Here is a 25,669-nt window from a genome sequence, read left to right on the forward strand (position 1 = left end):
TTACACAAAAATTGGGTGTTGATGGATTTCCATCAACACCCAATATTCTAGAGCCATAAATATCAAAACAGCCGTTAGGACTCGAAAAAAGGGTCCTAACGGCTGTTTGTTTTTTACCTTTAAAATTAATCTATCGTCCTACAATGCTAGGCATCACGGCCACGGTCCAAATCGTATAACCGTTTAAAACGAGGTGCCGTCGCGTATAATTCTTCCGGCGTGCCAGCCATGTCGAATTGGCCGTCTTCTAAGAAGCGAACTTGATCGACATTTTCGACCCCAGCCAAATGGTGTGTGACCCAGAGAATCGTTTTGTCATGTAGTACGCGGAAAACCGTTGTTAACAAGTGGGCTTCCGTAATTGGGTCTAAGCTAACGGTCGGTTCGTCCAAAATAATGATGGGCGCATCCTGCAATAGAATCCGCGCCAGCGCGAGCCGTTGCCGTTCACCACCCGAGAAGCGGGCCCCGCCCTCTTCAACGACAGTTTCGTAGCCGTCAGGAAGTGATTGAATCAGAGGTTCTAATTCGACTGCCTTTAACGCAGCCTTCACCTGTTCATCGCTAGCCTGCTCATTACCCATTCGAACGTTATTCATAATCGACGTGTTGAACAAGTATGGTTGTTGGTCTAGCACCCCAAAGAGTTGGGCGCGCTGATTTTGTAACCGACTAACCGGCACATCGTTTAACTGAACGCTCCCCTGGTCCGGCTGAACATCGCCTAAAATCAGTTTCAACAAGGTACTCTTACCAGTCCCAGATGGCCCAAGCAAGGCGAGCTTTTCCCCAGCCTTCAAGGTCAGGTTCAAGTGGTCAAAAATTTGATGGTTTCCCGCTGAGTAACTGAAGTCCAGGTCCGCAACTTGTAAGACTTGGAACGGTTCCGTCAAAACGGTCTGGTCACTTTCATCGGTTGGTTTGGTGTCTAAGGCGTTGACCCGCCGAATCGACCGCTGATAACTTGGCCACTCACTGACCCCTTGGCTGACAGAAAGCAACGCATCAACTAATGGGAAGACTGACAGAACAAAGGCTGCGATCCAGTTAGAACTAGCTGAATTCGTTGTCCAGTAGAAACTACTCCAAATTAACAACGCAATACAGATCACCCCAAAGATCATCTGAATTGTAAAATCTCGCCACCATTGGAATCGATGATCTTGACGCCGTAACGCCGCGATTTTTTCAATCGGCTGGACTTCCCGGTCATAGAAATCCTTTTGACGTCCAGAAATCAACCAGTCGCCAAGTCCCATGACCGCATCCGTCAGTTCAGTATAAAAACTTTGTTGAATCTTGCGGCTCTGCGATTCACGCGCACCGTTTAAAAGTACGGACCACAGTGGCATCACAATCACAACTAATCCTAGCAGTAACAACATTAACAGTCCAAACCACCAACTGAAGTAGCCCAGTGCAATGACAATAACGAGGTACATGATTAGCGCAATCACGGTTGGAAATACCGTCCGTAAGTACAAATTTTCGATGTGGTCGATATCATCAGCCAAGATGCTTAGGATATCCCCCGTTTGGAAATTCTGCCGAATCGCCACCGCGTGCTTAGCGACTGACTGGTAAAGCTTCTTACGAAAATCGGAAACGATGCGCAACACCCAGTTATGACTGGTAATCCGTTCCGCATACCGAAACGCGGGCCGGCCAATCCCAAACGCCCGGGTCAAAACGATGGGCACGTAGATCATCAAAATATTATAGGGGTGGCGCGCCGCTTTACTAATCAAGTATCCAGAGTTAAACATCAGCGCCGACCCACAGAAGAAGGTCATTAACCCTAAAAAGATGGTTAGCGTGAGTAACTTTTTATACTTCCGTAAGTACGGCATCACCCACGTATCGTGTTTAAACGTTCCAAAAAAGTCTTTCATTACACTGCACCTACCATTTCATTACGTAGCCGCACGTACGCACCGTTTTGTGCTTCTAATTCAGCGGGCGTCCCCTGTTCAACGATTTGCCCGTGGTCCATCACGAGCACGTAATCCATCTGATTAATCCAGTGGAGCCGGTGCGTCGCAAAGAAGACAAGGTGATCGTCTAAAACGGGTAAAATCGTCTTTTTCAGCTCAGCTTCGGTTTCAATATCCAAATGCGCGGTTGGTTCATCAAATAACAGCACCTTACGCTTACTGTCAAGGAAGGCCCGGGCCAACGCAATCCGTTGGGCCTGACCACCACTGACGCCCCGCGATCCTTCACCAATCTTGGTTTCAAGACCGTCCGGTAACGTCTTGATCCAAGCGGTTAAGCCCGCTTTTTCAGCCGCTTGACCAATCGCACTCAGTCCAGCATGGGGCTGATAAAATGCGATATTTTCAGCTAGCGTCGCGTGGAACAAATACGGATTTTGAGGAATGTAAAAGAAACTCTGTTGCCAAGCTTGCTGGCTCAAATGCGTGACGGTCTGACCGTTAACTTGAACAGTACCGGCGCCGGGAGTGGGCGTCAAAAAGCCCCCTAACAGATTAATCAACGTCGATTTACCCGAACCCGAAGCGCCGATAATCCCAATGCGTTGATAACCGTGTGCCGTAAAGCTGAGCTGCTTTAAAGCTGGTTTCTGATCATCATAACTAAAATCAACGTTGGTCAAGCTCAAGGTGCTATCCGCTTGCCAATCAAGCGGCGTCGTTCCAAGCTGCTCACGTTCAGTTGGCACTGGCAACGCCAGCATAGTCTGAACGGCGCTAAACGCGTTTTTCCCGTTCAGCGTGGCGTGATAGTCACTCGCAAATTGCCGCAGTGGCAAGAAGTAGTCCGGCGACAAAACTAAGATCACTAACGCCGGCAGTAAGGTAATGGTGCCGTCAACTAAGCCAAAGCCTAAGAAAACCGCAACGACCGCAATTGAAAGCGTCGTGAAGAAATCGAGGGCAAACGTTGAGAGCATCGCAATTTTAATGACGGACATCGTCTGCTTACGGTACCCCTCGCTGACATGGTAAACATTGTTAGCGTACTGCTTGCTGAGACCCAGCTGTTTCAGCGTTGGTAACCCTCGTAACGTGTCCACAAAGTGATTGGACATCCGCTGGTAACCAACGTACTGCTTATCAGCCTTAGCTTGCGCCGCGTAGCCTAAAATAATCATAAATACGATGATTAACGGAAAAATGGCTAATAAAAATAAGGCTTCGTGCCAACGCAAAAACGCAATGTAAATCAAAATAACCCACGGAATAACCATCATATCGATGACTTTGATGACAACTAACATCAGGTACGTCTGCACCTTGTCGATACCTTCTAAGGCAGTCGTAACGACGTTCCCAGTCCCAGTCTTCGCCACGTAACTCGGCCCTAACTGGTACAGCTTTTGCATCACTTGTCGACGCAAGTCCCCGCTGGTTTTTTCAACGATTGGATACATCAAGTGGTTTTTAATGACAACTAACAATTGACGGCCTACCCAGGCCAGCGCAAAGATCAGCATCGGTTGAACGATCGTTTGCAAACTGTGTAAATGCCAAAGTCCGACAATTGCGACGGACAAAAAATAAGCTTGTGTAATAATACATAGACCTTCGATGACCGCTAACAAAACCAATAGGACCGTTAAGCGGCGCATCCCCGGTAGTTTAAATAAAGCTGGATCAAACACATTCGATCCCTCCCACCTTAAAAAATTGAAAGGGCCGCGACTTGGCACTGCGGCCAAGTCACGACCCTATCGTGCTATTAAAGTAATTGTACCACCGCACGATGCGGCACACGGTTAAAATACACTGCTTTAAGAAGCCAAGCGCTTATAGAAGACCCAGTAACTCCAAATGAAGTAGACCAGCATGATTGGCAATACCGATAACGCAATGACCGTCATCAGGTGAAGCGTATATGGTGAGTTCGAAGCGTTCTTGATCAAAATACTGTTAGCGGCGTTGTTGGCAATCATGACACGTGGGAAGAGGCCGTTAAATAACAGCACGACCACGTCGATCAACGATAACCCGCTACTAATAAAGGATAACCATTCGTGGTTTCCGTACACCCCGTAAGTGGCTAAGCAAGTCAGCACGACCAAAACAACGACTAGAATCAGCGTTGAAATTGGCTTTTTTACGAAGAAATCCGTGCTGAAGAAAAGCAGGATGGCGAAGACCACTTCACCAGCAAACAGGACCCAGTAGAGTGGTTTAGCCCACTTGAGTGCCCGTTCGCGCAACGTCCCGGTCGTCTTTAAACGGATAAAGTTCAGACCGTGCAAGTAGCAGAGCAACGTGACCGCAACCCCACCAACGATTGAGAACAAGTTCACGTAGTCGGTAAAGTGTGCCGTCATGTCACCATTGGCGTTGATTGGCATCCCCTTGACCATGGCGGTAAACATCATCCCGAATAAGAATGCGGCACAACCACTACCAATGGCTGCAGCCCATTCCCAGAAATTCCGACCGGCATCGCTTTCCATCCGGCTCCGGAATTCAAAGGAGACCCCGCGCATAATCAGGGCAACTAAAATCAACAATAGGATTAAATAGAATCCAGAGAATAAGGATGCATACCACATTGGAAACGAAGCAAACATCGCCCCACCAGCAGTAATCAACCAAACTTCATTGGCATCCCAGTGCGGCCCAATCGTATGAATAACGACGTCGCGTTCTTCACGCGTCTGCGCCAAACTTTTAATGGCCATGCCGACCCCAAAGTCGAACCCTTCCAAGAAGAAGAAGCCACTAAATAAAACGCCAACCAGAACAAACCATAAAAATTGTAAATTACTCATGGCTGAACGCCTCCTTACCATAAGGATCGTATGGTGCGTCATCAGGTGCATTCAACAAGTCGTCCGGACCATGATGGAGTGCACGTCGTGATAAGACAATCATCACAACACCTAATCCACTAAACAGGCAGAAGTAAATAATATTTGAAGTTAATAGTGAAGCCACACTGACATTTGGTGAAACGGCATCGGCAATCGTTAACAGGCCATAAACAACCCATGGATAACGACCCAATTCCGTAATGAACCAACCAGCCGTATTCGCGACAAATGGTAGGAACGTGCAAATGCCAAGAACCCACAGGAACCAGCGTTGCCGTTCAATCAGCGTTGAACTTGCCCGGTTAAAGATCAGCCCAACAATGGCAATCAACGCGAAGAGTCCGCCGGAGAAAGCCATTGTCCGGAAGCTCCAGAACAACGTCTTCGTTGGTACATAGTAATTCATGTCCTTGCCAAACTTCTTATCGTACTTAGCATGCAATTCTTTATTGATTGCATTTTGACCCTTAACGTTACCTTGAAGCTTGTGGTAGCTTAAGATGTCCAAGACGTACGGTACTTCGATCGACCAATCCGTCTTATGGTTTTTAGTATCCATACCCGAAACAATCGCCCAAGCTGCTGGTGAACCAGAGTCCTTATACAGTCCTTCAGTTGCGGCAAACTTCATTGGTTGTTCTTTAATGATGTAACGGGTTTGAACATCACCCATGCCGACAACGCCGACCGTTGCCAACAAACCGATGATTAGACTAACTTTGATTGACTTGCGGAAGAACTGCACATTCTTCTTTTTTAAGAGTGCGAACGCTGCCATCCCTGCGACAACGAATGACCCCGTCACAAACGCACCAAACAAAACGTGTGGCAATTCATACCACAGTTGCGGGTTCTTGATAACAGCACCAAAGCTGGTCATCTGTGCCCGCCCAGTTTTGGCGTTAATCATGAAACCGACTGGGTTTTGCATGAAGCTGTTGGCCGCTAAGATCCACATTGCGGAAATCATCGTCCCAATGGAAGTTAACCAGATAAATGCGCAGTGGATACCGGCGTTAAACCGGTCCCAACCAAACATCCATAAACCAATAAACGTGGATTCCATGAAGAACGCAACCAAGGCTTCAATCGCCAACGGTGCGCCAAAGATGTCACCCATGAACCGTGAATATTCAGACCAATTCATCCCAAATTGAAATTCTTGAATTATCCCCGTCACTACCCCAACTGCAAAGCTAAGTAGGAAAATTCGACCCCAAAATTGCGCCATATGTTTGTACATTACGTCTTTTTTAACCACGTAAATTGTTTCCATAACCGCAACTACGAAGGCTAATCCAATTGATAATGGCACAAAGAAGAAATGAAACACCGTAGTCATTGCAAATTGAAACCGCGCTAAGGATACAATACTTAATCCGAGATTCATAATGGTCCCCCCTTTTTTATTAAATTGTCGCCCCCACTAACCCATCAAAGAAAGCGGAAACAATGATTCATCCTTATCATATCAACTGATAAGTGAAATTTCAATCAATCTCAACTTTTAATCCTAAAATAGTCAAACGCTTTAATTTTCAAAGTCGGTTGCTATTTCAATAATGACCACTTTACCAGCTTTTTAGTGATTTTTGTCCCTACTCAAATCACTTTAAAAGACTTAAGCAGCGCGCTTGGCGCTTGTAAAGTTGCTTTACAATCCAATTAATCAGCATATTAAACCATTTTATAGTATGAACATATACCCTAATCATCTAAAAGGCACCCCGTTTGCTCATTATAAAATTGATAACCGCTAACAAAACCGTTTATACATGGTATATTCGTAATACGAAATAGATTAAATCATTGCGAGGAGTAAATAATGAACAGAAAACCGCAAACCAAACCGGTCATTGACCGATATAAGATGTTTAAGTACGGTAAGCATTGGGTATACGCGGGAATCACATTAGCTAGTGTGGGGACAACGCTATTAATGACGACCAACGCTCAAGCAGCCGACACAAATAATGGCTCCGATGCACCAACCGCTGCCATTGCTGCACAGCCTACCGTAGCAACTGAGGATATGGACGAAGCAGCGAATGGGGCCGCTGCTCCCGCCGGAACTGAAAACAAAGAGACTAATAACGAGCAATCGTTACAAGACCAACCGACTGGCCTTCCAGGCAACAATGACACGAATGGTCAAACGAATGGCGACAACGCTGGTAGTGGTGATTCGAGCCAATCTTCACAAGGTAGCGATGCCACCCAGTCAGATACTGCCGGATCCACTGTGAATAGTGGCACGTCGGACGGTTCTGAAGGGACCCCATCAGACACTAGCGACGCGCAATCAGTTGACTCGTCAGCTGATAGTCACGTGACTTCAAATGCTATTTCTGATGACTCTAAACAACGAGCAGCTGAAACACCGACGCTCGACAAGAAGGAATCCATCTCACCCGTTCTTTCCGATGCCCGCTTAGCCGAGGATGCTTCCCACGGTCCCGTCTACACGACTGACGATAAAACGTTGGACCATCAAGGTAAAATCACCATTGAACAAACTGGTCCTTATGCCATTACCTGGAAAGAAGTTTCCACGACTAACCAGACTGAAACTAAGACCGTTACCCTCGATGCCAGCGACTTTGTTAACCTGATCAAAACGATCAATGACACAACTGGCAATACGGATAAACTGGCCGCAGCAAAAGCTAAGTATGAGGAAATGGTTGCCCAACTAAAGGCCTTACCAAGCAAAGTTGCTAGCCAACTCGTTGGAAACTTGCTCTATCAAATGGTCTTTACTGGAACCGGTTCTCAAGCCCTGTCCAATTTTCGGACCGCGCTTGACCCAACCCGTTATGACATTTCCAATACTTGGACCGGCCTTGATCCAGTGGCCTACGCCGCTGATCGCGAAGCCGCAGAAACGTATTACCCAGCAGCCGTAACTTGGTACAACAACGTCGCCAAAGAAACTTGGTCACTACCAGAATATAACGACCCAACGCAAAATGTTCGGGCAACTTATATTCAAAATGGTGATTCCACCAAGACCGTTGTCATTGGCCAAGGTTGGACCGAACGTCCGGACTGGATCGGTTACGTTTCTAAGATTTGGTACGACATGGGCTATAATATTTTGATGCCAAGCCAACGGGGACAATTTTTAAGTGACGGTAACGACATGACCTTTGGTTACCAAGATAAGTACGACTGGTTGAACTGGGTTCGCTTAGTTGACGAACGCAATGGTAAAAACAGTGAAGTCGTCTTTTACGGTCAATCACTAGGCGCCGATACCGTCATCGAAGCCGCTTCCGTGCAAGGTCTTTCAAAATCAGTTAAGGCGGTCATTGCCGATGCTGGTTACGCGACCTTACCCGAATTAGGAAGTTCGCTATACAACAAGGCCGTGGCGGCAATTTCATCTAAATTAACGTCAATTGGGCTGCCCGCAATCACGAGCATTCCATTCTTATCGTATGACCAAGTTCTAGCAGTCATCAACAACCGTCTAATGAAACAACAAGGCTTCAGCGTCGATGACATTTCCGGCGTGAGTGCTGCCAGCAAAGTAACGGTACCGCTAATGCTTATTCACACTGAAGACGATGCTTTTATTCCGTATACGCAATCATTGGAACTGGCCGCTGCTAATAATTCCAAGATTAAAACTGTTTGGATTTTACCAGGCGAAGTTGGTGGTCACGCCGGGGCAAATAATGCGGTGCTTCAATACACGCAACACATTAAAGACTTCCTTGCTGAAGCAACCGCTACGGCAACGGACGTTGATACCGGCGAAGCTGTTGATCCAGAAGATGCTGAAATCATCACCCCTACTCCGGAACCGACGACTGATACGGCTGATCAAGACGATAACGTCATTGATTCAGGAACCACTACAGTTGATCCTGAAGATGAGTTGCTCGAACAACCAACCACCGATTCTAATGCAGGTCAGAACACTCATTTGGATTCAACCGACAACGCTAAAGGCCAAACAACGCTCAATCAGGCCAAGCCTGAAGATGTTGATCAGACTAACCCAGTAACGTTAGACCCAACGGCAACTAAGACCGATTCAAAGGCTGTTTCAGAAAACGACACTCAAGCTGCTAACAACGTTAACCTCAAAGTCTTAACCGCGACAACGGACAGTCCCGTTAGTGCCGTCAGCTTAGCTGCAGCCACTACCGTTACGCCCAAACCAGTGTTAACCTTAAATGCTAACGACCTGATTGATGAAGATCAGAGCGGTTCCGTGGTCACAGCTAGTCTTAAACATGACGATAGTACCCAAGCAAGTGCATCAAGCTTTACGATTGCTAGTGTGCCAACTCATACAGCTGACATGACTAATACGACTGATGCAACTGACACGACAAATGCAACGCCAACTCAATTGGTTGACCACAGTGTCGCTTCAGAAGCACCAGCTGCCGCACAAGCTGACACCCTGCCACAGACTTCTGACAAGCCACAAACTTGGATTGCTGCTTTAGGTGCAAGCTTAGCCGCCTTGGCAACTGGTCTCTGGGCTAGTTTACGTCGCCGCTTCAACCGTTAATTAACTATCTTCAATTGGCAATCCGTGTTATATTAACGACAGGATCCACGAGAAGAGGGTTAACCATGGAAATCGGCACACAAGTTAAGTTTCAACTAGAAGGTAAACCGTTTACTGGCACCATTGCCAAAGTGTATACCAACTCTTTCTTAATTGAATTTGAAAGTACGGACGCTGAAATTGTCGACAAATATCACGACAAAGTGGTCATTAGTCAAAAACAAGTTCAAGCCGTTCAATAAAAGAAACGCGATCTTCAAGACGAAGATCGCGTTTCTTTTATATATAGCCATGTGTTCCCGTTCCGGCGAGCAGAATCGGTGTGCTGTGAGGGACAGTCGCAGCCACAGTACGGTCTGCTCCCTCGCTTTAAAGCCGATAACCCACGTCTTTAAAACGCCCCGCAACATCAGTCGGCTAAGAACCACCGCCTAATGTTGCCGCCACTGCACACCAATCCTGCCCGCCTGCGCTAAAACACATATTTATTATTGTTATTAATCCTACATTAACGTTATCACCAAAAATGGCATTCTGGATATTAGTATTATTGTAATAATCTAATTACGATTTATGTTTAAACCGTAACAATGCGGTCCCAATCAGCGGTGTTAAAACCCCAGCCAAAATTGCTTCTGGCACCCCGTTGGTCCCGACGATTGTTAATAAATATGGCATTAATTTACTCAAATCAACCTGGTAAAAACCAGCCGCTTGGTGCTGGTACAACGTTCCAATCAGGCCCAAAACTAAGATTGTATTCGTGAGTGATCCGGCGATGCCTGCCAAGGTCAAGCCTAATTCAGCTTTGTGCCGGCGGTTGAACCAAATGAACACCCAACCAGCAACGACGCCGATTAAGATTCGTGGTAAGACCGAAACTAACGGGTTAGTAAATACCATTGGGGCCAACGGGCTAGTCGGCGCTACAAACGCCCGAATCCAGTCGATTATCCCCCAGATACCACCAACTAATGCCCCGTCACGTGGGCCAAGTATGACAGCCGCAATAATTACCGTGATATGAATCGTTGTGATACTAAGCCCTGCTAATGGAATGTAGCCCAAAAATGGGACGACATTTTGGATAATAATAATCGCCATTAATACTGCTAATACACTTATGTGGTAAGCGTTTGACCGTCGCTGCATACTTGCCACCCCAATCTACGAATTTAAGATACAAATCATTATAACATTGCCGATTTCACGCTACTAGTAAAATAGAAAACGGGCTAAGAGTGGGTCAAAAGGCGATTAGTTTGCGAGCACTAACGTGAAATCAGCGATTATTCCTGAGTTCGGAGTAGTCGCTGATTTCGGGTTAAGCGGAACAAACTGCCTTTTGGCCCACGTTTCGACTATAACAATAGAAAAAGCCAACCAGAATTTTTTCTGATTGGCTTTTTGAATTCCATCCCTACTTATCGTTTTCACGTAAATTGGCCCGAATTCGTGAATGCCGGTAGCTATATAGGAAGTAGATAATGATCCCAATCGTGATCCAGATGGCAAACATGTGCCACGTGAACACTTGTAAGTTAATCATTAAATAAATACATGCTAAAAATGATACAACTGGTAATACTGGGTAGAACGGCACTTTGAACGAACTATTAATTTGTTGTAGCGTTTCGTGCTTGCGTAAAAAGACGACCCCGATAGAAACCATCGCGAATGCAAATAGCGTTCCGATATTCACCAACTCGGCAATTTTATCCAGTGGAATGACCGCCGCAAAAATGCTGGCAATGATTCCAAAGATCCAAGTACTCTGCACTGGGACCTTTGTCCGGGGACTCAACGTCCGAAATGCCTTTGGTAATAACCCGTCCCGACTAATTGCGAATAACAACCTGGTCCCACCGTAAAGCATCACAATCAGCACGGTCGTCATTCCGACAACGGCACCTAGGGAAACGATCCCCGCTGCCCAATTTTGATGGATAACTGCTAACGCGTACGCCACTGGGTCCCCAACGTTTAACTTAGTGTAGTGGACGACCCCAACTAAAACGGCGGCCATGGCAACGTACAAAATTGAAGCAACGACTAATGAGCCAATAATTCCAATCGGCATATCGTGTTTCGGATTTTTTACTTCTTCAGAAGCCGTTGAAACGGCGTCAAACCCAATGTAAGCATAAAAGGCTAACGACGCCCCTTTAACTAGTCCGTGCACCCCGTGGGGCATGAACGGATGGAAGTTAGCGGGCCGAATGAAGAAGATTGCCACGGCGATAAACAACACGATGACCAAAATTTTAACAATTACCATAATTGAATTGACCCGGGTTGATTCTTGCACCCCACCGACTAACAGTAATGAAATGGCTAACACAACAATAAAGGCAATAATATTAAAACCAGCGTGTGGCGCGCCAGCCGTACCAGCGGCCGCCGACCAGAATGCGGGAATCTTAATCCCAAATCCACTCAGTAGGTTCTGGAAATATGACGACCAGCTGACCGCCACCGAAGAGACCGCAAATAGGTACTCTGAAATCAAAGACCAACCTAAGATCCACGCTAAAAATTCACCAAAAACCGTATAGACGTAAGTATAAGCACTCCCCGCTAACGGGATGGTTGATGCAAATTCTGCATAACACAAGGCAGCTAACGAACAAACCGCAGCAGCAATCACAAAGGATAGCATGGCAGCCGGACCGGCATACTTGGCCGCAATAATTCCGGGGGTAATAAAAATACCGGAACCAACGATTGCGCCAACCCCCATCATCGTTAAACTAAACGCATTTAACGTTTTTGCGAGGCCACTTTTATTAAAATTAGCTGGATTTACCGGCTTTTTTACCAATAACCGCCGTGATTCTTTCATTTATCGCTGCCTCCTAATCAAATTCTTATTAATACAACGTTTTTAATTTTATTAATTTTCACCCAAAGTGTCAAGTAAAACTCGATTTTTTCGACTTATTTATTCTACAAATGCTATAAATAAGCGGTTTCATCGGGATTGGTTAATTTATACAATCCAATTGATTATTCTCATCGGGTCTTCAATATTCAAACTTATCATCCAATTAAAATTAATTATATTCTAATTTTTATAGCAAAAAAAGATAGGGCTTAAACAACTTTTCTCATTGCTTAAGCCCTATCTTGATTTTATTAATTCGCTGGGTATTTAGGCTTTCTTTAGCCCATCCGCGTAACCAAACAGTCGAATGCGGTCTCCTTGAACCGTTGGGACGATTTTTAAGTTCGCTACCCCATCATAGTGGTTACCGACACATAGCCGCCACAGGTTGACGTTTAAGTCCTCCCAAGCACCTTTATAGCCCCGTTCACCCTGATTATCTCCGGTCGCAAAAACCGCTGTGACCCGGGTATAGCCGTTAGGAACCGTTCCGTTCGTAATCACTAACTGATCAACGATAGCTTGTTCGCTCTCATCAAGTTGTACACCGGGATGTAAGAAATGTTGATCACCTGAATTTGGTAACCGTAATTTTTCATCCGCTGTAGATAACTTATTGCCACAATTCAAACAAAAATTTGCATCTTGTAAATTTTCGTACTGACAATTAGGGCAAACCCGATAACGTTCATTTAACATCAATTTTTCCTCGCTTTACCGTCGTAATTAATTAATCTTCGTGCGTGTCACGAATCTTTTGACCACCCGTGACTTTAACAACCTTATAGTCGTCATTACCCGTCTTTTGCATGTGTGCATCGTAGCTGAATTCTTGGATATGGTTGGTATCTTCCAATTCAAACGTATAAGTCAGGTAATAAGTGATCGTAAACTTATCTTTGCCAGTTGGCACTACCGAGCGGACATCACAGTCATAGCTAACCCCGTAAATGTCATCGGCACTGTGATAACTCTTCGACATCCGAATCATTTCCTTGTACTGAGGATTTTCCGTCCCATCAGTAAAGTATTCACTCAAATCCTTACTGTTATCATCAGTCGCATCGCTTTCGTCACCCGATGACGTCACGTTGCTGATGGCCGTCCAGTATTCGTCCATGTACGACTTCGCATCGTCCATGCTCATCACACCGTCAAATTCCAAGGTGACGTTCTCATTGTCGGTCGTCACTTTGTAAGCTTTAGAGGTCACTGTTGAAGCGCCACTGCCGTATTTACCAGTGACTTCCATGTTACCAGACCATGGTAATTCACTAACGCTCAGGTCACCCGTTGAGTCCGCAGTTCCGACCTTCTTGTCGTTCACGTAAACGGCCGTCTTTGGTGACGTTTGAACCGTAAAGGAAATCGTCCGTAATGCCAAATCAACACTTTGACCCGCTTTATCAATAAAGTAGGTCCCACTGTTGGTCATCTTCGAACCGTTAACCGTCCCGTTAGAGGCAATCTTGTAATCACCAGGAACCAACGGCCCTAATTGCTTAGAATAGGTCGTGCTGTTAGACGTCGCCACTTGCTTGCCGTCTAACGTAATCTTGGCACCGTCCCGGTTAGTAGTTGCCGTTGGGTAGATTGGTTTAACGTGAATGGTGTACTTGTCAAAAAGCAACCAGTGCTTACCACTCAATTGGTACGTGAAGCGTTCATCATTCGTCTGCCCATTATTTAACTGGCGCTTAAAACTCGCTAACGCCGCTGGCTTGGACTTGAAGTGTTTCGTTAACGGCTTGATTTTAGCGTCACTTAACTTCAAGTTAGGATCTGTAGAACTAAAGTATCCCGCAACACCCTTGTCACCGTTTTTAACGGCCGTTACGGCCCGATTCAATTGCGCCGTGCGTGAATAGTAGTTCTTCCCAAATAAGTATCCGCCACCTAATACAATGACGACCAGTGCGATAACGATCCAAACCCACTTAGGCGTCGCTTTACCGCTTCCGTTAGTACCAGCGGGCTTGCCCGTCGCCACGTGTTCGCTCCGACTGCGGGTCACGTGGACCGTCTCTTCACGGGTTGGACCAGTCGTTTGCGTATCGTTTGTCTTAGGCGCTACGTTAGCCTTTTCATTCGCCGTGGTTGCACCAGACTTAGGCTGTTGCGCCTGACTACTACTTGGTTGCGCCTTGCTTGGCTGTGCACTGACTGGCGCCTCGGTTGATTGCGCGCTTGCTGGTGTCGTCGGTTGTGCTGCCGCACTTTCACTAACTTCCTGGGCCTTAAACTCTTTTAAATTATAGCCACAGTTACCGCAAAACTCATCCGTTGTTTTTACTTTCTGACCACAGTTCGGACAGAACATGGTATCGCTACCGCCACGGTCATCGGCCGCCTGATAGCGTTTATGATTAAGTTGCATATCGTTTCCTCCAAAAATCCATTCTACCGGTGTAACAAATACATGTTGACGCTACTCTTTCCCCCGTTTGCGTTGAAATCAGTCTGAACAAAATACCCTTTGTACGTATGACCATCGATGGTTTTCGATACCTTATTCATCTTGGTCAAAGTGATTTTTTGTCCATACACATTCTTATTCAAATTGATGACAACCTTTTTATGGTCGCCATGCCAACTACCACCATCAACTAAGGAATCGTTTAGCGACGCGGCAAACGTTTCAGAATCGCTGTTATCATTAAGCGTCACACGACCGCTGTCATTAAAGCTGAGTTTCATAGCAGCCGTCTTACCATCTAGCTGAGTCGTATTTACTAAATACCACGGATTATGCCGACCAACTTCTACCTGGAAACTGCGGTAGTGGTAAATCCCACCACCGACACCGACAACGACCAATAAAGCGACTAACCAAACTAACCACGGCCGTTGTAAGCCGTGATACCAGTTAACTAAGCCACTTAACCGACCGTGACCCGTTTGAGGTGTAGCCGTTGTCTTTTTAACCGCCGCCTTTTGTGGCTGATCCGTCGCCTTGGCTGCCTGCAAATCCGCCCCACAGTGTGGACAAAACTTCGTATCCGCTGGAACCTTCTGACCGCAATTTGAACAAAACATTGTTAATCCCCCATTATTCATTATCTTAGAAAAGACTACCTAAACCACTGTTAGACTGTGAAAATTCAGACGAGAAGTCCAGGGCAAGGTTCTCCCATTCGACCCGTCCAAAAATGTAAAAGGCTAGTGCTAGGACAATTAAAGCTAAGACAATCACGTAAAACTTATCAAATCGTGGTGCGTGAAGCGATTGGTTAATGGACAGAATATACCCAACTTGCCAAATCAAACTGATGGCAATCAAAACCATCGACGTAAAACCTAATTGCTTAATAAACGTCAGCGATGTGCCCGAGGTAAAAGTAATCGTATAAACGGACAAAATAAGGATAACGTTCAAGATCATCGCCACGTTGGTTAAATGACCAAAGCGGTTTACATAGTCAAAGAAGTTAACGCCGCCATCTTTGTTGCCTAACGCACTGGCCCCAAAACCAATGATGACGTAGAACAAGATTCCAATAACAACTAGAATAAATAATTTAAAATCTAATCCAAAAGAAAGGCTCTTCATTGTAACCGTGTTATTGGTAGCTTCGGAAGCTTGCTTGATGAAGCGGTTGATTGCTGCAACAATGGCAAAAGTCAACAACAACGCACTGATCAGCATGGACACGAGGCCAAAATACTTTTGCGCTTCGACTTCTTCGTTGGGCCGTTTGATTGAATCAACTAACCACTTAAAGTAGTTTTTGGATAATGATTGTAGCTGTGCCACCCGGTCCGTTGAGGCGGCCTGGTTGTCAGGTTGGCCTGCGGGCTGTTCAATTGGTGCTTGACTAGTTGCTGGCTGACCGTTTTCCGTTTCAGCGGCTTGACCTTAAGTCATACCCACAGTGCGTACAAAAACGGGTGTCACCATCGACCTGTTCCCCGCAGTTTGGACAAAATTTCATGATTTATAACTCCTCCTGTTAATCGTCATCTTCATCAGTGTTAGTTGTGTGTGCACGAATTTTTTGTGCGGGACTAATTTTAACAATCTGGTAGTCCTCACCATTTTTTTGAATCGTTGCCGTATAACGAAAGACTTGTTCCCGGTCGTCCTTCGTATTTGAAAAGTGGTACTTAACGTCATACGTTACCTGGCTGCGACCCTTAGTTGCGGGGACGGATAAACTGACGCTTGGCTCGTAATCCACGCTCATGACATCGTCATTTTTGTAATACCCCTTCGCCATATCGATAAATTCCTGATAGTCGCGGTTAGCGGTGCCGTCAACAAAGTAATCTGATAACGCTTTATTGTTGTCATCGGTCGCGTCATCGATTTCTCCGCTCCGAGTGTAATTACTGATTGCCGTAAAGAGTTGCGTGATGTAATCATCCGCATCCGATTTAGACATCAAACTAGGAAAATCAACCGTGACGTCACTATCGGCATCCCCGTCACTAATTCTAGTCGGGTTGGACGCCACCATGGTCTTGCCTACCGGATACTTGCCAGTCAATTCAAGATTACTGGACCAAGCCGCGTCTTTAACGGCTAACGTCCCGTCATCGCCAATCGTCCCCTCTGATTGGTGATTCAAATAGACGACCGTTCCCGGTGCCCCAATCACGTTAAACGAGATCGTGCGCAAGCCTAAATCATAGCTTTTGGCGTTTTCTTTGAGGTAGTAAGTTGCACTATTTTTAAGCCGGTGACCACCCACAACGCCACTTGAACTAAGCGTGTAGTCGCCTGGCACCAGCGGCCCAACTTTTTGATCATAATCGTCACTGTCGGCGATTCCGACCTGTTTGCCGTCCATGCTGAGCTGCACGTTTTTATGATTGGTCGTTAAACTAACGTAAAGTGGTTTGACTTGAATCTGATATTTATCAAACAATAACCAAGTCCGCCCCGTCTTAACGTATTGAAAGTTACCATCATTAGTGACTGACTGATTTTTCAATTGTTCTTGGAACCGAGCTAAATCCGCCTGCTTCGTTTTAAAGTGTGTCAACAATGGTTTAAGCGTCGTCGCTGATAGCTTCAATGATGAATCCGAACTAGTAAACTGTTGTGCCACCGTCTTCTGGTTGCCCTTAATAGCGGTAATGGCACGGTCAAGCTGCTTACTAGGCGCAAAGTAACTGCGACCATAGCCGTAAGCACCGCCCAAAGCGACCACAACGATCCCCAAAGTAATCCACTTCCACCGTGAAACCCGCCGTTTCGGTTGTGTTTGTCGACTCGTCGTGACGCTTGTTAAATCATAACCACAATGTTGACAAAACTTTGCCCCAGCGGTTACCGAATGGCCACAATTTGGACAAAACACGCCCGCTTGATGATCATCAGCAGCCGCATACGTGCGCTGTGTCTCAAACATCCCCCTAAAAACTTCCCTTCCATTTTTTGAATTCCTAATACCCTTACTGGAAACCGGCTCAAACTAGCGATTGACCCAGCATTTCCTAATAATACTTTAACATAATAAAAGATTAATTTATGGAAAACTTAATACTTGCACTTAAAATTTTTTTACTTTTAGTTGCTCACAATTTATCACCAAAAAAAGCAATCTAAGTAGCGGCTTAGATTGCTTTTTTATGAATTAGATATATTGAATTAATGTCATCAGAACTGGCACAACAACAATGAACAATACGGTACTAGTTGTGACAATGTTCGTTGCGTATTCAACGTCCCCATGCGCTTCGTTAGCCAAGATGGGCAAGACAGCCAACATCGGTGTCGCGGATTGCACGATTAACGTTTGTGAAGCTAAGGTTGGCATCGAAACACCCATGTTACCAACGGCCATGAGTACTAAGACCATCACGACCGGTGATAAGACGAACCGGCCAACTAAAGCAACGATCGTATCACGATCGAACCGGATACTCTTTAAGCCGGCGTCAGCTAACACGATCCCGATATAGATCAGGGATAATGGTGTGACCAAGTTACCAACGTAAGTTAACGTTGAACCAATGAAGGAAATCTTTGTTGGGTTAACGTTTAACAGTAAGAAGACCAAGGCAACTAAGAAACCAACCAACGGCATTGGAATAACCTTTTTCCAGTCGATCTTGTTGTGGGTCTTTTCCTTAGGCTTCGTTGGGTCATCATTAGAGATCAAGAATACCCCGAAGGCCCAAGTTGAGACCGTGTTAACCACGTAGTAAACCAGGAAGTACGTCATACTCTTTTCACCGAACAGTGCCATGTTTAATGGTAGTCCAATGAAAATCGTGTTGGCGTTAACGATTGCGTTGATAAAGATCCCTTTACGACCAGGACGGATTTTCATAATCCGAACCAGCGCAAATGCAATCAAGTAACCAATGATAACGGCCACAAAGGCGTATGCCAAGTAACCGGCAAATGAGGCTAATTGGCCCCGGGTTAGGCGTCCTAACACCGAAACGAAGATGGATGCGGGCAATGCAATGTTCTTGATAAATTTCGAGATGGTCCCCGCAAATTGATCGTCAAACCAGCCCGTCCGTCGTAGTACATACCCTAAGATCATGATCAAAACGACCACTAGGACACTTTGAATCGAATTCCATAAAACAGTCATGAGTTTTTTGTCCCCACTTCCTACAATTTTTAATGTGTACTATTGAAACTAGTTGTTATTGCTCTCTCTAAAAGCCAACCACTTTGTTACTTACTTGTTTTGTACTCAGGAACCCACTTCATATCAGCAACGGCTTGCTTCGCATCACTGATTGGTTCCTTGTTCAATTTTTGATCGATAACACTTTGTGCAACGACTTCTGCCAAAGTTTGGGAGAAAGCCGTAATCTTTGAAACTGGTGGCAAGACTGCGGCACCCGGCTTAGTCGTATCAACGATTCCACCCAATGCGTGGCAAGCTGCGGATAAAGTCTCACTGTTCAAGACCTTCGCAGTTGCGGCAATCAACCCAAAGCCTAAACCAGGGTACATCAAGGCGTTGTTTCCTTGACCGATTTGGTAAGTCACACCCTTGTATTCAACGTCGTCGGCTGGAATCCCAGTCGCAACCAGGGCACGGCCATCCGTCCACTTGATCAAGTCTTCAGCCGTTGCTTCGGCTAACTTAGTTGGGTTTGATAATGGGAAGATAATTGGCCGATCCGTGTGCGCAGCCATTTCCTTAATGATGCTTTCCGTAAAGGTCCCTGGTTGCGTTGACGTCCCAATCATAACCGTTGGGTGAACCGCCTTAACAACGGCTTCCAAGTTGGTCAATTCGTCAGCGTTGCTGAATTCGCTCCGTTGACGCGTGAAGGCCTTTTGTGCTGGCGTCAAGTCGTCGGTGTCATCGAATAACAACCCTTGCTTATCAACGGCGTAGAAGTGTTGCTTAGCTTCTTCTTCCGTCAGGCCAGCTTGCATCAATTCGTCCATGATCTGGTTAGCAATCCCCATTCCGGCAGTACCGGCACCAAATGATAAAATCTTTTGATCCTTAATGCTTTCCTTTGAGATGTTTAAGGCACCGAGAATCCCGGCTAAAACAACCATCCCAGTTCCTTGGATATCGTCGTTGAAAGTTGCGATCTTATCCTTGTACTTGTCTAAGATCACTTGGGCGTTTGAACGACCGAAGTCTTCCCAATGTAAGAGTGAATCTGGGTACAACTTTTGTTCCGCTTCAACGAACTTGTCAATCACGTCGTAGTACTGGTCACCGTAAACACGCTTGTGACGGTTACCTAAGTACAACGGGTCATCCAATAATTTTTGGTTATTCGTTCCGGCGTCAATACTTACGGGTAAAACTTGTGATGGGTCGATTCCGGCAGCAGCGGTGTAAACCATTAATTTACCCACGGCAATGTCGACACCGTTAACACCCCAGTCCCCCATACCAAGAATTCCTTCAGCATCAGTTACAACAACTAAACGAATGTCGCGGCCTTCCGCTGCGTTACGTAACGTTGCTTCAACGTCTTCCGGTGCATCAACTGAAACGAAAGCGGCGTTTTGAGGATCTAAGAATAATTCGTTGTATTGTTCGATGGAATCCGCAACGACTGGATCGTACACGACTGGCATAAATTCAACCACGTGTTCGTCCATCAAATGGTAGAACAACGTCCGGTTTTCATTGAAGAGGTTCATTAAGAAAATCCGTTTTTCCAAACGAGTCGCCTTGCTTTGGAACTGTGCGTATGCTTGGGTCGTCTGTTCATCGATCGTCTGCACATTGCTTGGCAACGTCCCGGTCAAACCTAAAGCTTGCCGTTCGGCCTTCGTAAATGCCGTCCCTTTGTTTAAAAATGGGTTATTTAAAATCTTATCAGCAGTTTGAGTCATGTTTAATTCCTCCATATTATATTAATTAATTTTACGAACTAACCTTTTTCAATTCATCGGTCAGCGAATGCGCTTGGATGAAATCACCACAACGCGCTCATCAATTTACATTCGTAAGTTTAATCTTAAGGAATTCTTATAGTCAAATCTGTGATATGATATAAATATATTAAATAAGGTAACTGAAAACGTTGATTTTAAAGGTGATAGAAATGAACACAAAAGACTTAGCTTATTTTGATAAATTAATTTTTGAAAAAAGTTTTTCAAAAGTCGCAAAAATTTTCAATGTCAGTCAGCCAACCATTACGACTGCCATCAAACGACTCGAAGCTGAATTTGGCGCACCACTCGTCATTCGCGACCGCACGCAAAACACATTACACGTCACGGCTAGCGGTGCTCAATTAGCTGAGCACACCAAGATTGTCTTGCACGAACTGCAGCTTGCTCATCAAGAAATTGACAACTTATCACAGAACCGCTTAATTTTAGGCTTGCCACCAATTATCGAGAATCATTATTTTCCTAAGGTGGGGGCCCGGTTGGCGTCAGCCGGTCTCCTATCCGGTCTTGAAACGGTTGAAGGTGGCTCAATTTGGCTACGCAACGCCGTCCGTGACGGTCGTGTTGACATGACACTGCTCGGGTCAATCGAACCCCTCGCCTACCAGACTTTGGTTGCAGAGGAATTCGACCGGCAGCCATTTTGTATCTACGTCTCTAAGCAGCACCCGCTTGCTCAACGTAAACGGATTTACTTTAGCGAACTCCGTCATGAAAATTTTGTCTTTTTCAACAGTAACTTTATTCACAACACGGCATTCAATAAGCTCACCCGTCGAAACCATTTCCGCCCCAACATCGTGTTCCGTTCTAACGACACGCACGTCTTAATGAAGCTAATCGGCCAAAATGTCGGTATCGGCTTCTTCACTAGTATCGTTGACCATTACCGTAAGGATGTCGTCCGGTTAGACTTGATGGACATTGAGCCCCCCGAATTCATTACTAGCATCGTGTACCGAACTACGCACATCTTGACACCCGCGCAACAACAATTGCTCACGATCCTGCACGAGACTTTGACAACTGATGATTAAGCCAAATTCGATTATCGTTAATAAAAAAAGTGCCTTCAAAAATTCTGAAAGCACTTTTTTATCAACTTTTAAAACCAGTTATTTATAAATTAGTCGCTTCGGCGGACAGAACCGATGTGCTATGGGGGACGTTCCCAGCCACAGGACGGTCTGCGACCTCGCTTCAAAGCCGACAACCCACGTCTTTGAAGCGCCCCGCAACAGTAGTCGATAAGAACCATCGGCTACCGTTGCCGACACAGCACATCAATTCTGTCCGCCTTCGCTAAATTAACTTTGCTATTGCAATTATTTTCGGACGACCGGAATAACCAGTGCACATTGGCCTAGATACTGATGCAACCGTAATTAATCCCTAAATTTAACTTTCATGTCTTTAACCTGATTTATTCACAAAAATATACGCAAAAATAAATAGATTGCAATTAATATCATTATCCACGGACTAACCGCGGTGTTGTACTTTAATAAAACATCTCCTAGAAGACCAATCACAGCTATCGACGAGTATGGCTTGTTTAGGTGTTTTCCTAAACCCGCAGTACCATCAGGCAACATCTGCACAGAGTTAAAAAAATCTTAGGCTTTCCCCAAATTGAGAATACCTGAGACTTTTACTTAGAATCAGAATGGTCATTCTGCCAACACAATAATTTTATTGAAGAGTAGTGGACTCGTGATGCTGTCTTTGCACTTAAATAACCCGTATCGCTTAGTTAGCTACTACATTAATAATGGTTACTATCCAATTAACACAAATATGTCCTAAAATGGCGGTACCTAAATGCTTAGTACTAACAGCAAGACACGAAAGTCCTAAACCTGTTATGAAGACTCCTAATGCATTTCCGATATCATATCCATGTCCAAGTGCAAATAAAAAATTTGTTAAAAGCAATGAAGGAATCATCGAAAGATGTATTGTTAAATAGTTTTGAAGAATTCCACGAAATAAGACTTCTTCTAAAAAAGGACTTACAAAGTTTGATCCAATCAAGGTAATCATACCTAATGGGCTATTGATTAATGATAAGATTTCGTTATTTTCGCTCTCCGTATGTGCGGAAAAAACAAAACTTAAAACCATTTGAATTATAACGAGTAAAGCCGCAATTGCTAATGTGGCTAACACATTTTTAACGCTTATACCTTTAAAAAATGGATATCGTTGAAAATTCACATGATAAATCCATAATACTATTCCAGATACAAACGCTGTTAATATTAGAAAGGTCAGCCAATGTGCAACTAAATTTACATTAGTGCGATCCTCTCCCCACCAATCCCAGTACCCGTCAGCTAGAATTGGAACCTGAATAAACAAGAACAATCCAATTCCAATAAATATATTTGTTAGTATACTTAGTCCCTTGGTTATCATATTTTCTCTCCTAATCAAAAAAGGCGCTTCTGCGACCCTTTACTTTTTTAATAATGACGTTTTTTGTTAGATTTATGTTTGTACCCCATTACCCCGTCAACGAACCCCCAAATGGAATCGCGTGCTTGAGACCAATTAGGCATAAGAAAGCTGAATTTACCTCCTTGTATCCCTGATAAATTTTGATTTGATAATTCCTTATACTGTTCAAATTTTTTATTCATAATTTATCCCCCTTACCAAGTTATGCAAGAACTAAATGCTGTTTACCAATCCACCTCAACCCTTTACGAACACCACGACCGACCACAAAGAAAAAGTTATAATCAGCTTGTGAACCACCTGAAAATTTTTGCATGTTTTTCTTTGTTAAAGATTGAAAACTATCCAAACTTGTGAAGTTCTTCGTAATAAATTTCTCATCGTATATTCAGTATCATTCAATATTGTCAGACAATAATATAATTGTAAGCCAATCTATCCATTGTACTTTTGTCGCTTATCAATTCAATACTAATTGCCTTTCAATGTTTTTAATATAACACCTCCCCAACCTATTAAACGACATTTTTACAAACGTAATATTTTCAGCTAACAATCACCATCCCAATAAGTCAGCACACTAATGTCCCAACCTCACTCCTTCCATCCAATTTCATAGAGTAACGCAAAGACTTTTCCATTTATATAGTAGAATCGTCGGATATTCAATCTAAAAGTTACGTTAAATCGTGTGAATAGTGCGATAATAAATTTAACGGCAATTCAAAGAGTATATCGCTGAAAAATATGATGAGAACCATTAGTTAATCTCATCTGCGCTTACATCGAAGGGGAATTTGCGACGAATCTCAGTTAACGAGGCCTGGGAATACTTTAAAGCTAAAAAACGTAAACTACTTTCAGCACAAGAAACTGGTTCGATCTACGCGCAACGCAAGATTGATGTCGAGCCAATTTTGGGAAAAATGAAAGCTTATTTGGATTTCAATTGGTTCGAGGTCTTGAAAAGACCAAAAAGGAAGTCGGAATCGTTATAATGGCACTAAACATCCTCAAGTTGACCGCAATAGGTCGACTTACGCGACAAAAATCAAAAACAAAAAATGGACGTAAAGCCAAAATTTGGCTTTACGTCCATTTTCAATTATCAGGAGCTAGTTTTGTCACAGCCCCCCTTTTTTACATTGCAACAATAACAAGTCTGATAAGTTATATGCCATATTTGCTTGCTGGCATTAAACAAACTACCCTTAATTCTCTTAAATCCGCATTTGAAGTAGCTGATCAATAAACCGTCGTTCATCTGCCGTTGGTATATAGCCTGCTCGCGTGACAACTGAAATATTAAAGCTGACTGGTAACTGATCATTAATATCTAGACAGACCACCCCATCATCCGCCTTGACGACATCACGGACCAGCAAGCTGATGCCCATATTGGCCTTAACCAAAGCTTTTACCCAGGAAATATCCGGCGTCCGATAAATCACTTCTGGATGAACCCCCGCAAAATCACAATAAGCCTGAAAAGCCTGCGGGTGCACGTACTTACCATCAAGCCCAATAAACTGTGCTTGGCCTAAATCTTTAAAATTAACCGCCGTTTGTTTCGCTAGACTATTTTGCGGGCTCACAATAATACTAAACGGCCGGGCACCTAGGTGATCCGCGTGAACCGTCGGCAAATCAAATGGCAAGTATGACCCTAGTAACGCAATATTGATTTCGCCATGAACCAATTTACGCAGTAGTTCATCCGAACCCGTTTCAGTGATTTTTAATTGTTGTAACAAGCCATTTTGTAACAACTTTTCCGCAATCTGTGGAAAATATAGCGTCCCAATAATTGGCGGTAAGCCAAACCTGATATCCGTCTGCTGGGCACTTTTAATCTCCTGATGCGCTAACTTCAGACTCGCTTGAATCTGTTGGGCATTTTTATAAAGCAACAACCCAGTACGAGTAATGTGCGTTTGCTGGTGCCGGCGATCTTGAATAACCAGTTTGACGGCGAATTCTTTTTCTAACCGCTGAATTGCCTGGGTCACCGCTGGTTGTGAGACGGCAAACTGTTTCGCAACCATGGTGTAGTTTTGGCAATCCACTAACGCCCGAAAATAATCTAAATCACGCGTATTCATGCGCGGTCACCAAATTCCGTCACGTACATGTCAGCAATCTTTTGCTGGAGTTCCGCAACTGAATGCCGCCGCGACCGGGCGCAATCTTTGGCTTCACGATTGCATAATAGACAGCGGCGTTTCGGCAACCCCAAGTCCGTCCGCGACATTGCCCGTTGCGACCCCGCCCACAAGATATCAATATCATAAAGACGGCCGAGTGGATCTTGTTCTTCAAAAGCCACGGCAATTCGCTTGCTCGTTGCAAAGTCCGTCTCTAAAATCAAGAACCGTTCGTTGCCTGCCGGATGATTCCAATCGGCAGCCACGGTGTACGTCGACAACTGAGCTTCAAATCGTTTCGTTCCGGCCAAAAATAACCGCCGGAGCGCATCGTTATTCTTAATCGGTCCCGGAATATTCAACTTAATTGCCGCAATCGTTGCTTGGGGATTGACCGCCATTAACTTTTGCTGATACGCGACACGTTGATCCCGTGCCGTCAGCATATCAGCAATCGTTTGTGATGCTCCCGTCGTAAAAATCGTTGCCATGCTCGTCACTTTCTTCCTATAATAAT

20 protein-coding genes and 2 pseudogenes are annotated in these 25,669 nt (G+C 44.8%); 4 read left to right on the forward strand and 18 right to left on the reverse strand.

Translation table 11 applies throughout. The features are described from left to right. Positions 1 to 146: 146 nt before the first annotated feature. The 4 genes from cydC to IV64_RS04915 all read right to left on the reverse strand — a co-directional run bounded on the left by cydC (position 147) and on the right by IV64_RS04915 (position 6,182). On the reverse strand, positions 147 to 1,892 hold the full coding sequence (gene cydC / locus IV64_RS04900) for a thiol reductant ABC exporter subunit CydC (RefSeq protein WP_057706030.1): 1,746 nt from the start codon (positions 1,890 to 1,892) through the stop codon (positions 147 to 149). Continuing rightward, positions 1,892 to 3,625 (reverse strand): thiol reductant ABC exporter subunit CydD, encoded by a 1,734-nt coding sequence (cydD, locus tag IV64_RS04905; RefSeq protein WP_057706031.1) that lies wholly within the window; start codon positions 3,623 to 3,625, stop codon positions 1,892 to 1,894. Before cydD ends, cydC begins: the two co-directional genes overlap by 1 nt. A 129-nt stretch (positions 3,626 to 3,754) precedes the next feature. Next, positions 3,755 to 4,750 carry a cytochrome d ubiquinol oxidase subunit II gene (gene cydB, locus IV64_RS04910; RefSeq protein ID WP_057706032.1) on the reverse strand — a complete coding sequence of 332 codons (996 nt, stop codon included), beginning with the start codon at positions 4,748 to 4,750 and terminating at the stop codon, positions 3,755 to 3,757. After that, positions 4,743 to 6,182, reverse strand: coding sequence for a cytochrome ubiquinol oxidase subunit I (locus tag IV64_RS04915; protein WP_057706033.1), 1,440 nt, complete (start codon positions 6,180 to 6,182; stop codon positions 4,743 to 4,745). The genes cydB and IV64_RS04915 overlap by 8 nt, the downstream gene beginning before the upstream one ends. A 435-nt stretch (positions 6,183 to 6,617) precedes the next feature. On the opposite strand from IV64_RS04915, the gene IV64_RS04920 reads away from it, so the two are divergent. Both IV64_RS04920 and IV64_RS14550 read left to right on the forward strand, forming a co-directional pair. Further along, a complete protein-coding gene (locus tag IV64_RS04920) occupies positions 6,618 to 9,320 on the forward strand; it encodes a serine aminopeptidase domain-containing protein (RefSeq protein ID WP_057706034.1) in 2,703 nt (900 codons plus the stop codon). Positions 9,321 to 9,385: 65 nt separating this feature from the next. Beyond that, entirely contained in the window at positions 9,386 to 9,562 is a 177-nt protein-coding gene (locus IV64_RS14550) for a hypothetical protein (RefSeq protein WP_191982888.1), read from the forward strand. 322 nt (positions 9,563 to 9,884) lie between these two features. Here the strand turns inward: IV64_RS14550 and IV64_RS04925 are convergent, their stop codons facing one another. From IV64_RS04925 to IV64_RS04965, 10 genes and pseudogenes are all read right to left on the reverse strand, one after another. Further along, positions 9,885 to 10,472, reverse strand: a complete 588-nt coding sequence (locus tag IV64_RS04925; protein WP_057706035.1) for an ECF transporter S component — start codon at positions 10,470 to 10,472, stop codon at positions 9,885 to 9,887. A 268-nt stretch (positions 10,473 to 10,740) separates the two neighbouring features. After that, positions 10,741 to 12,162: an amino acid permease gene (locus IV64_RS04930; protein ID WP_057706036.1), complete on the reverse strand. Its 1,422-nt coding sequence runs from the start codon at positions 12,160 to 12,162 to the stop codon at positions 10,741 to 10,743. Positions 12,163 to 12,471: 309 nt separating this feature from the next. Then, positions 12,472 to 12,903: a zinc ribbon domain-containing protein gene (locus IV64_RS04935; protein ID WP_057706037.1), complete on the reverse strand. Its 432-nt coding sequence runs from the start codon at positions 12,901 to 12,903 to the stop codon at positions 12,472 to 12,474. 31 nt (positions 12,904 to 12,934) lie between these two features. Then, positions 12,935 to 14,581, reverse strand: a complete 1,647-nt coding sequence (locus tag IV64_RS04940) for a zinc ribbon domain-containing protein (protein ID WP_057706038.1) — start codon at positions 14,579 to 14,581, stop codon at positions 12,935 to 12,937. Between the two features lie 23 nt (positions 14,582 to 14,604). Then, on the reverse strand, positions 14,605 to 15,240 hold the full coding sequence (locus IV64_RS04945; RefSeq protein ID WP_057706039.1) for a zinc ribbon domain-containing protein: 636 nt from the start codon (positions 15,238 to 15,240) through the stop codon (positions 14,605 to 14,607). A 25-nt stretch (positions 15,241 to 15,265) separates the two neighbouring features. Continuing rightward, positions 15,266 to 16,012: pseudogene (locus tag IV64_RS04950) on the reverse strand (DUF6574 domain-containing protein); the annotation flags it as partial. Positions 16,013 to 16,046: 34 nt separating this feature from the next. After that, on the reverse strand, positions 16,047 to 16,136 hold the full coding sequence (locus IV64_RS14860) for a zinc-ribbon domain-containing protein (RefSeq protein ID WP_083491577.1): 90 nt from the start codon (positions 16,134 to 16,136) through the stop codon (positions 16,047 to 16,049). Positions 16,137 to 16,154: 18 nt separating this feature from the next. Continuing rightward, positions 16,155 to 17,558 (reverse strand): zinc ribbon domain-containing protein, encoded by a 1,404-nt coding sequence (locus IV64_RS04955; RefSeq protein ID WP_057706041.1) that lies wholly within the window; start codon positions 17,556 to 17,558, stop codon positions 16,155 to 16,157. A gap of 225 nt (positions 17,559 to 17,783) precedes the next feature. Then, positions 17,784 to 18,755: an AEC family transporter gene (locus IV64_RS04960; RefSeq protein ID WP_057706042.1), complete on the reverse strand. Its 972-nt coding sequence runs from the start codon at positions 18,753 to 18,755 to the stop codon at positions 17,784 to 17,786. Between the two features lie 86 nt (positions 18,756 to 18,841). Further along, on the reverse strand, positions 18,842 to 20,482 hold the full coding sequence (locus tag IV64_RS04965; protein WP_057706043.1) for a malolactic enzyme: 1,641 nt from the start codon (positions 20,480 to 20,482) through the stop codon (positions 18,842 to 18,844). 212 nt (positions 20,483 to 20,694) lie between these two features. On the opposite strand from IV64_RS04965, the gene IV64_RS04970 reads away from it, so the two are divergent. After that, a complete protein-coding gene (locus IV64_RS04970) occupies positions 20,695 to 21,585 on the forward strand; it encodes a LysR family transcriptional regulator (RefSeq protein ID WP_057706044.1) in 891 nt (296 codons plus the stop codon). 712 nt (positions 21,586 to 22,297) lie between these two features. On the opposite strand, the gene IV64_RS04975 is transcribed toward IV64_RS04970, so the two are convergent. Beyond that, positions 22,298 to 22,966, reverse strand: coding sequence for a CPBP family intramembrane glutamic endopeptidase (locus tag IV64_RS04975; protein ID WP_057706045.1), 669 nt, complete (start codon positions 22,964 to 22,966; stop codon positions 22,298 to 22,300). A gap of 47 nt (positions 22,967 to 23,013) precedes the next feature. Continuing rightward, positions 23,014 to 23,190 (reverse strand): hypothetical protein, encoded by a 177-nt coding sequence (locus IV64_RS14330; RefSeq protein ID WP_157061047.1) that lies wholly within the window; start codon positions 23,188 to 23,190, stop codon positions 23,014 to 23,016. 534 nt (positions 23,191 to 23,724) lie between these two features. Here IV64_RS14330 and IV64_RS14650 point away from each other — a divergent pair. After that, positions 23,725 to 24,260: pseudogene (locus IV64_RS14650) on the forward strand (transposase); the annotation flags it as partial. Here the strand turns inward: IV64_RS14650 and IV64_RS04990 are convergent. Together IV64_RS04990 and citX are read right to left on the reverse strand one after the other, a co-directional pair. Continuing rightward, complete coding sequence (locus IV64_RS04990) at positions 24,229 to 25,110, reverse strand: LysR family transcriptional regulator (RefSeq protein WP_057706048.1); 882 nt, start codon at positions 25,108 to 25,110, stop codon at positions 24,229 to 24,231. The pseudogene IV64_RS14650 and the gene IV64_RS04990 sit on opposite strands and share 32 nt — an antisense overlap. Further along, entirely contained in the window at positions 25,107 to 25,643 is a 537-nt protein-coding gene (citX, locus tag IV64_RS04995; protein WP_057706049.1) for a citrate lyase holo-[acyl-carrier protein] synthase, read from the reverse strand. Before citX ends, IV64_RS04990 begins: the two co-directional genes overlap by 4 nt. Positions 25,644 to 25,669: the final 26 nt, after the last annotated feature.

Source organism: Lactiplantibacillus xiangfangensis (assembly GCF_001438845.1).
Taxonomy (GTDB): Bacteria; Bacillota; Bacilli; order Lactobacillales; family Lactobacillaceae; genus Lactiplantibacillus; species Lactiplantibacillus xiangfangensis.

Coding starts and splice junctions, on each gene's coding strand:
- citX (WP_057706049.1), bottom strand. CDS start 25,643: ATGGCAACGATTTTTACGACGGGAGCATCACAAACGATTGCTGATATG.
- cydB (WP_057706032.1), bottom strand. CDS start 4,750: ATGAGTAATTTACAATTTTTATGGTTTGTTCTGGTTGGCGTTTTATTT.
- IV64_RS04940 (WP_057706038.1), bottom strand. CDS start 14,581: ATGCAACTTAATCATAAACGCTATCAGGCGGCCGATGACCGTGGCGGT.
- IV64_RS04970 (WP_057706044.1), top strand. CDS start 20,695: ATGAACACAAAAGACTTAGCTTATTTTGATAAATTAATTTTTGAAAAA.
- IV64_RS04975 (WP_057706045.1), bottom strand. CDS start 22,966: ATGATAACCAAGGGACTAAGTATACTAACAAATATATTTATTGGAATT.
- IV64_RS04935 (WP_057706037.1), bottom strand. CDS start 12,903: ATGTTAAATGAACGTTATCGGGTTTGCCCTAATTGTCAGTACGAAAAT.
- IV64_RS04960 (WP_057706042.1), bottom strand. CDS start 18,755: ATGACTGTTTTATGGAATTCGATTCAAAGTGTCCTAGTGGTCGTTTTG.
- cydC (WP_057706030.1), bottom strand. CDS start 1,892: ATGAAAGACTTTTTTGGAACGTTTAAACACGATACGTGGGTGATGCCG.
- IV64_RS04945 (WP_057706039.1), bottom strand. CDS start 15,240: ATGTTTTGTTCAAATTGCGGTCAGAAGGTTCCAGCGGATACGAAGTTT.
- IV64_RS04965 (WP_057706043.1), bottom strand. CDS start 20,482: ATGACTCAAACTGCTGATAAGATTTTAAATAACCCATTTTTAAACAAA.
- IV64_RS14860 (WP_083491577.1), bottom strand. CDS start 16,136: ATGAAATTTTGTCCAAACTGCGGGGAACAGGTCGATGGTGACACCCGT.
- IV64_RS04955 (WP_057706041.1), bottom strand. CDS start 17,558: ATGTTTGAGACACAGCGCACGTATGCGGCTGCTGATGATCATCAAGCG.
- IV64_RS14330 (WP_157061047.1), bottom strand. CDS start 23,190: ATGAATAAAAAATTTGAACAGTATAAGGAATTATCAAATCAAAATTTA.
- IV64_RS04930 (WP_057706036.1), bottom strand. CDS start 12,162: ATGAAAGAATCACGGCGGTTATTGGTAAAAAAGCCGGTAAATCCAGCT.
- IV64_RS14550 (WP_191982888.1), top strand. CDS start 9,386: ATGGAAATCGGCACACAAGTTAAGTTTCAACTAGAAGGTAAACCGTTT.
- IV64_RS04920 (WP_057706034.1), top strand. CDS start 6,618: ATGAACAGAAAACCGCAAACCAAACCGGTCATTGACCGATATAAGATG.
- IV64_RS04925 (WP_057706035.1), bottom strand. CDS start 10,472: ATGCAGCGACGGTCAAACGCTTACCACATAAGTGTATTAGCAGTATTA.
- IV64_RS04990 (WP_057706048.1), bottom strand. CDS start 25,110: ATGAATACGCGTGATTTAGATTATTTTCGGGCGTTAGTGGATTGCCAA.
- IV64_RS04915 (WP_057706033.1), bottom strand. CDS start 6,182: ATGAATCTCGGATTAAGTATTGTATCCTTAGCGCGGTTTCAATTTGCA.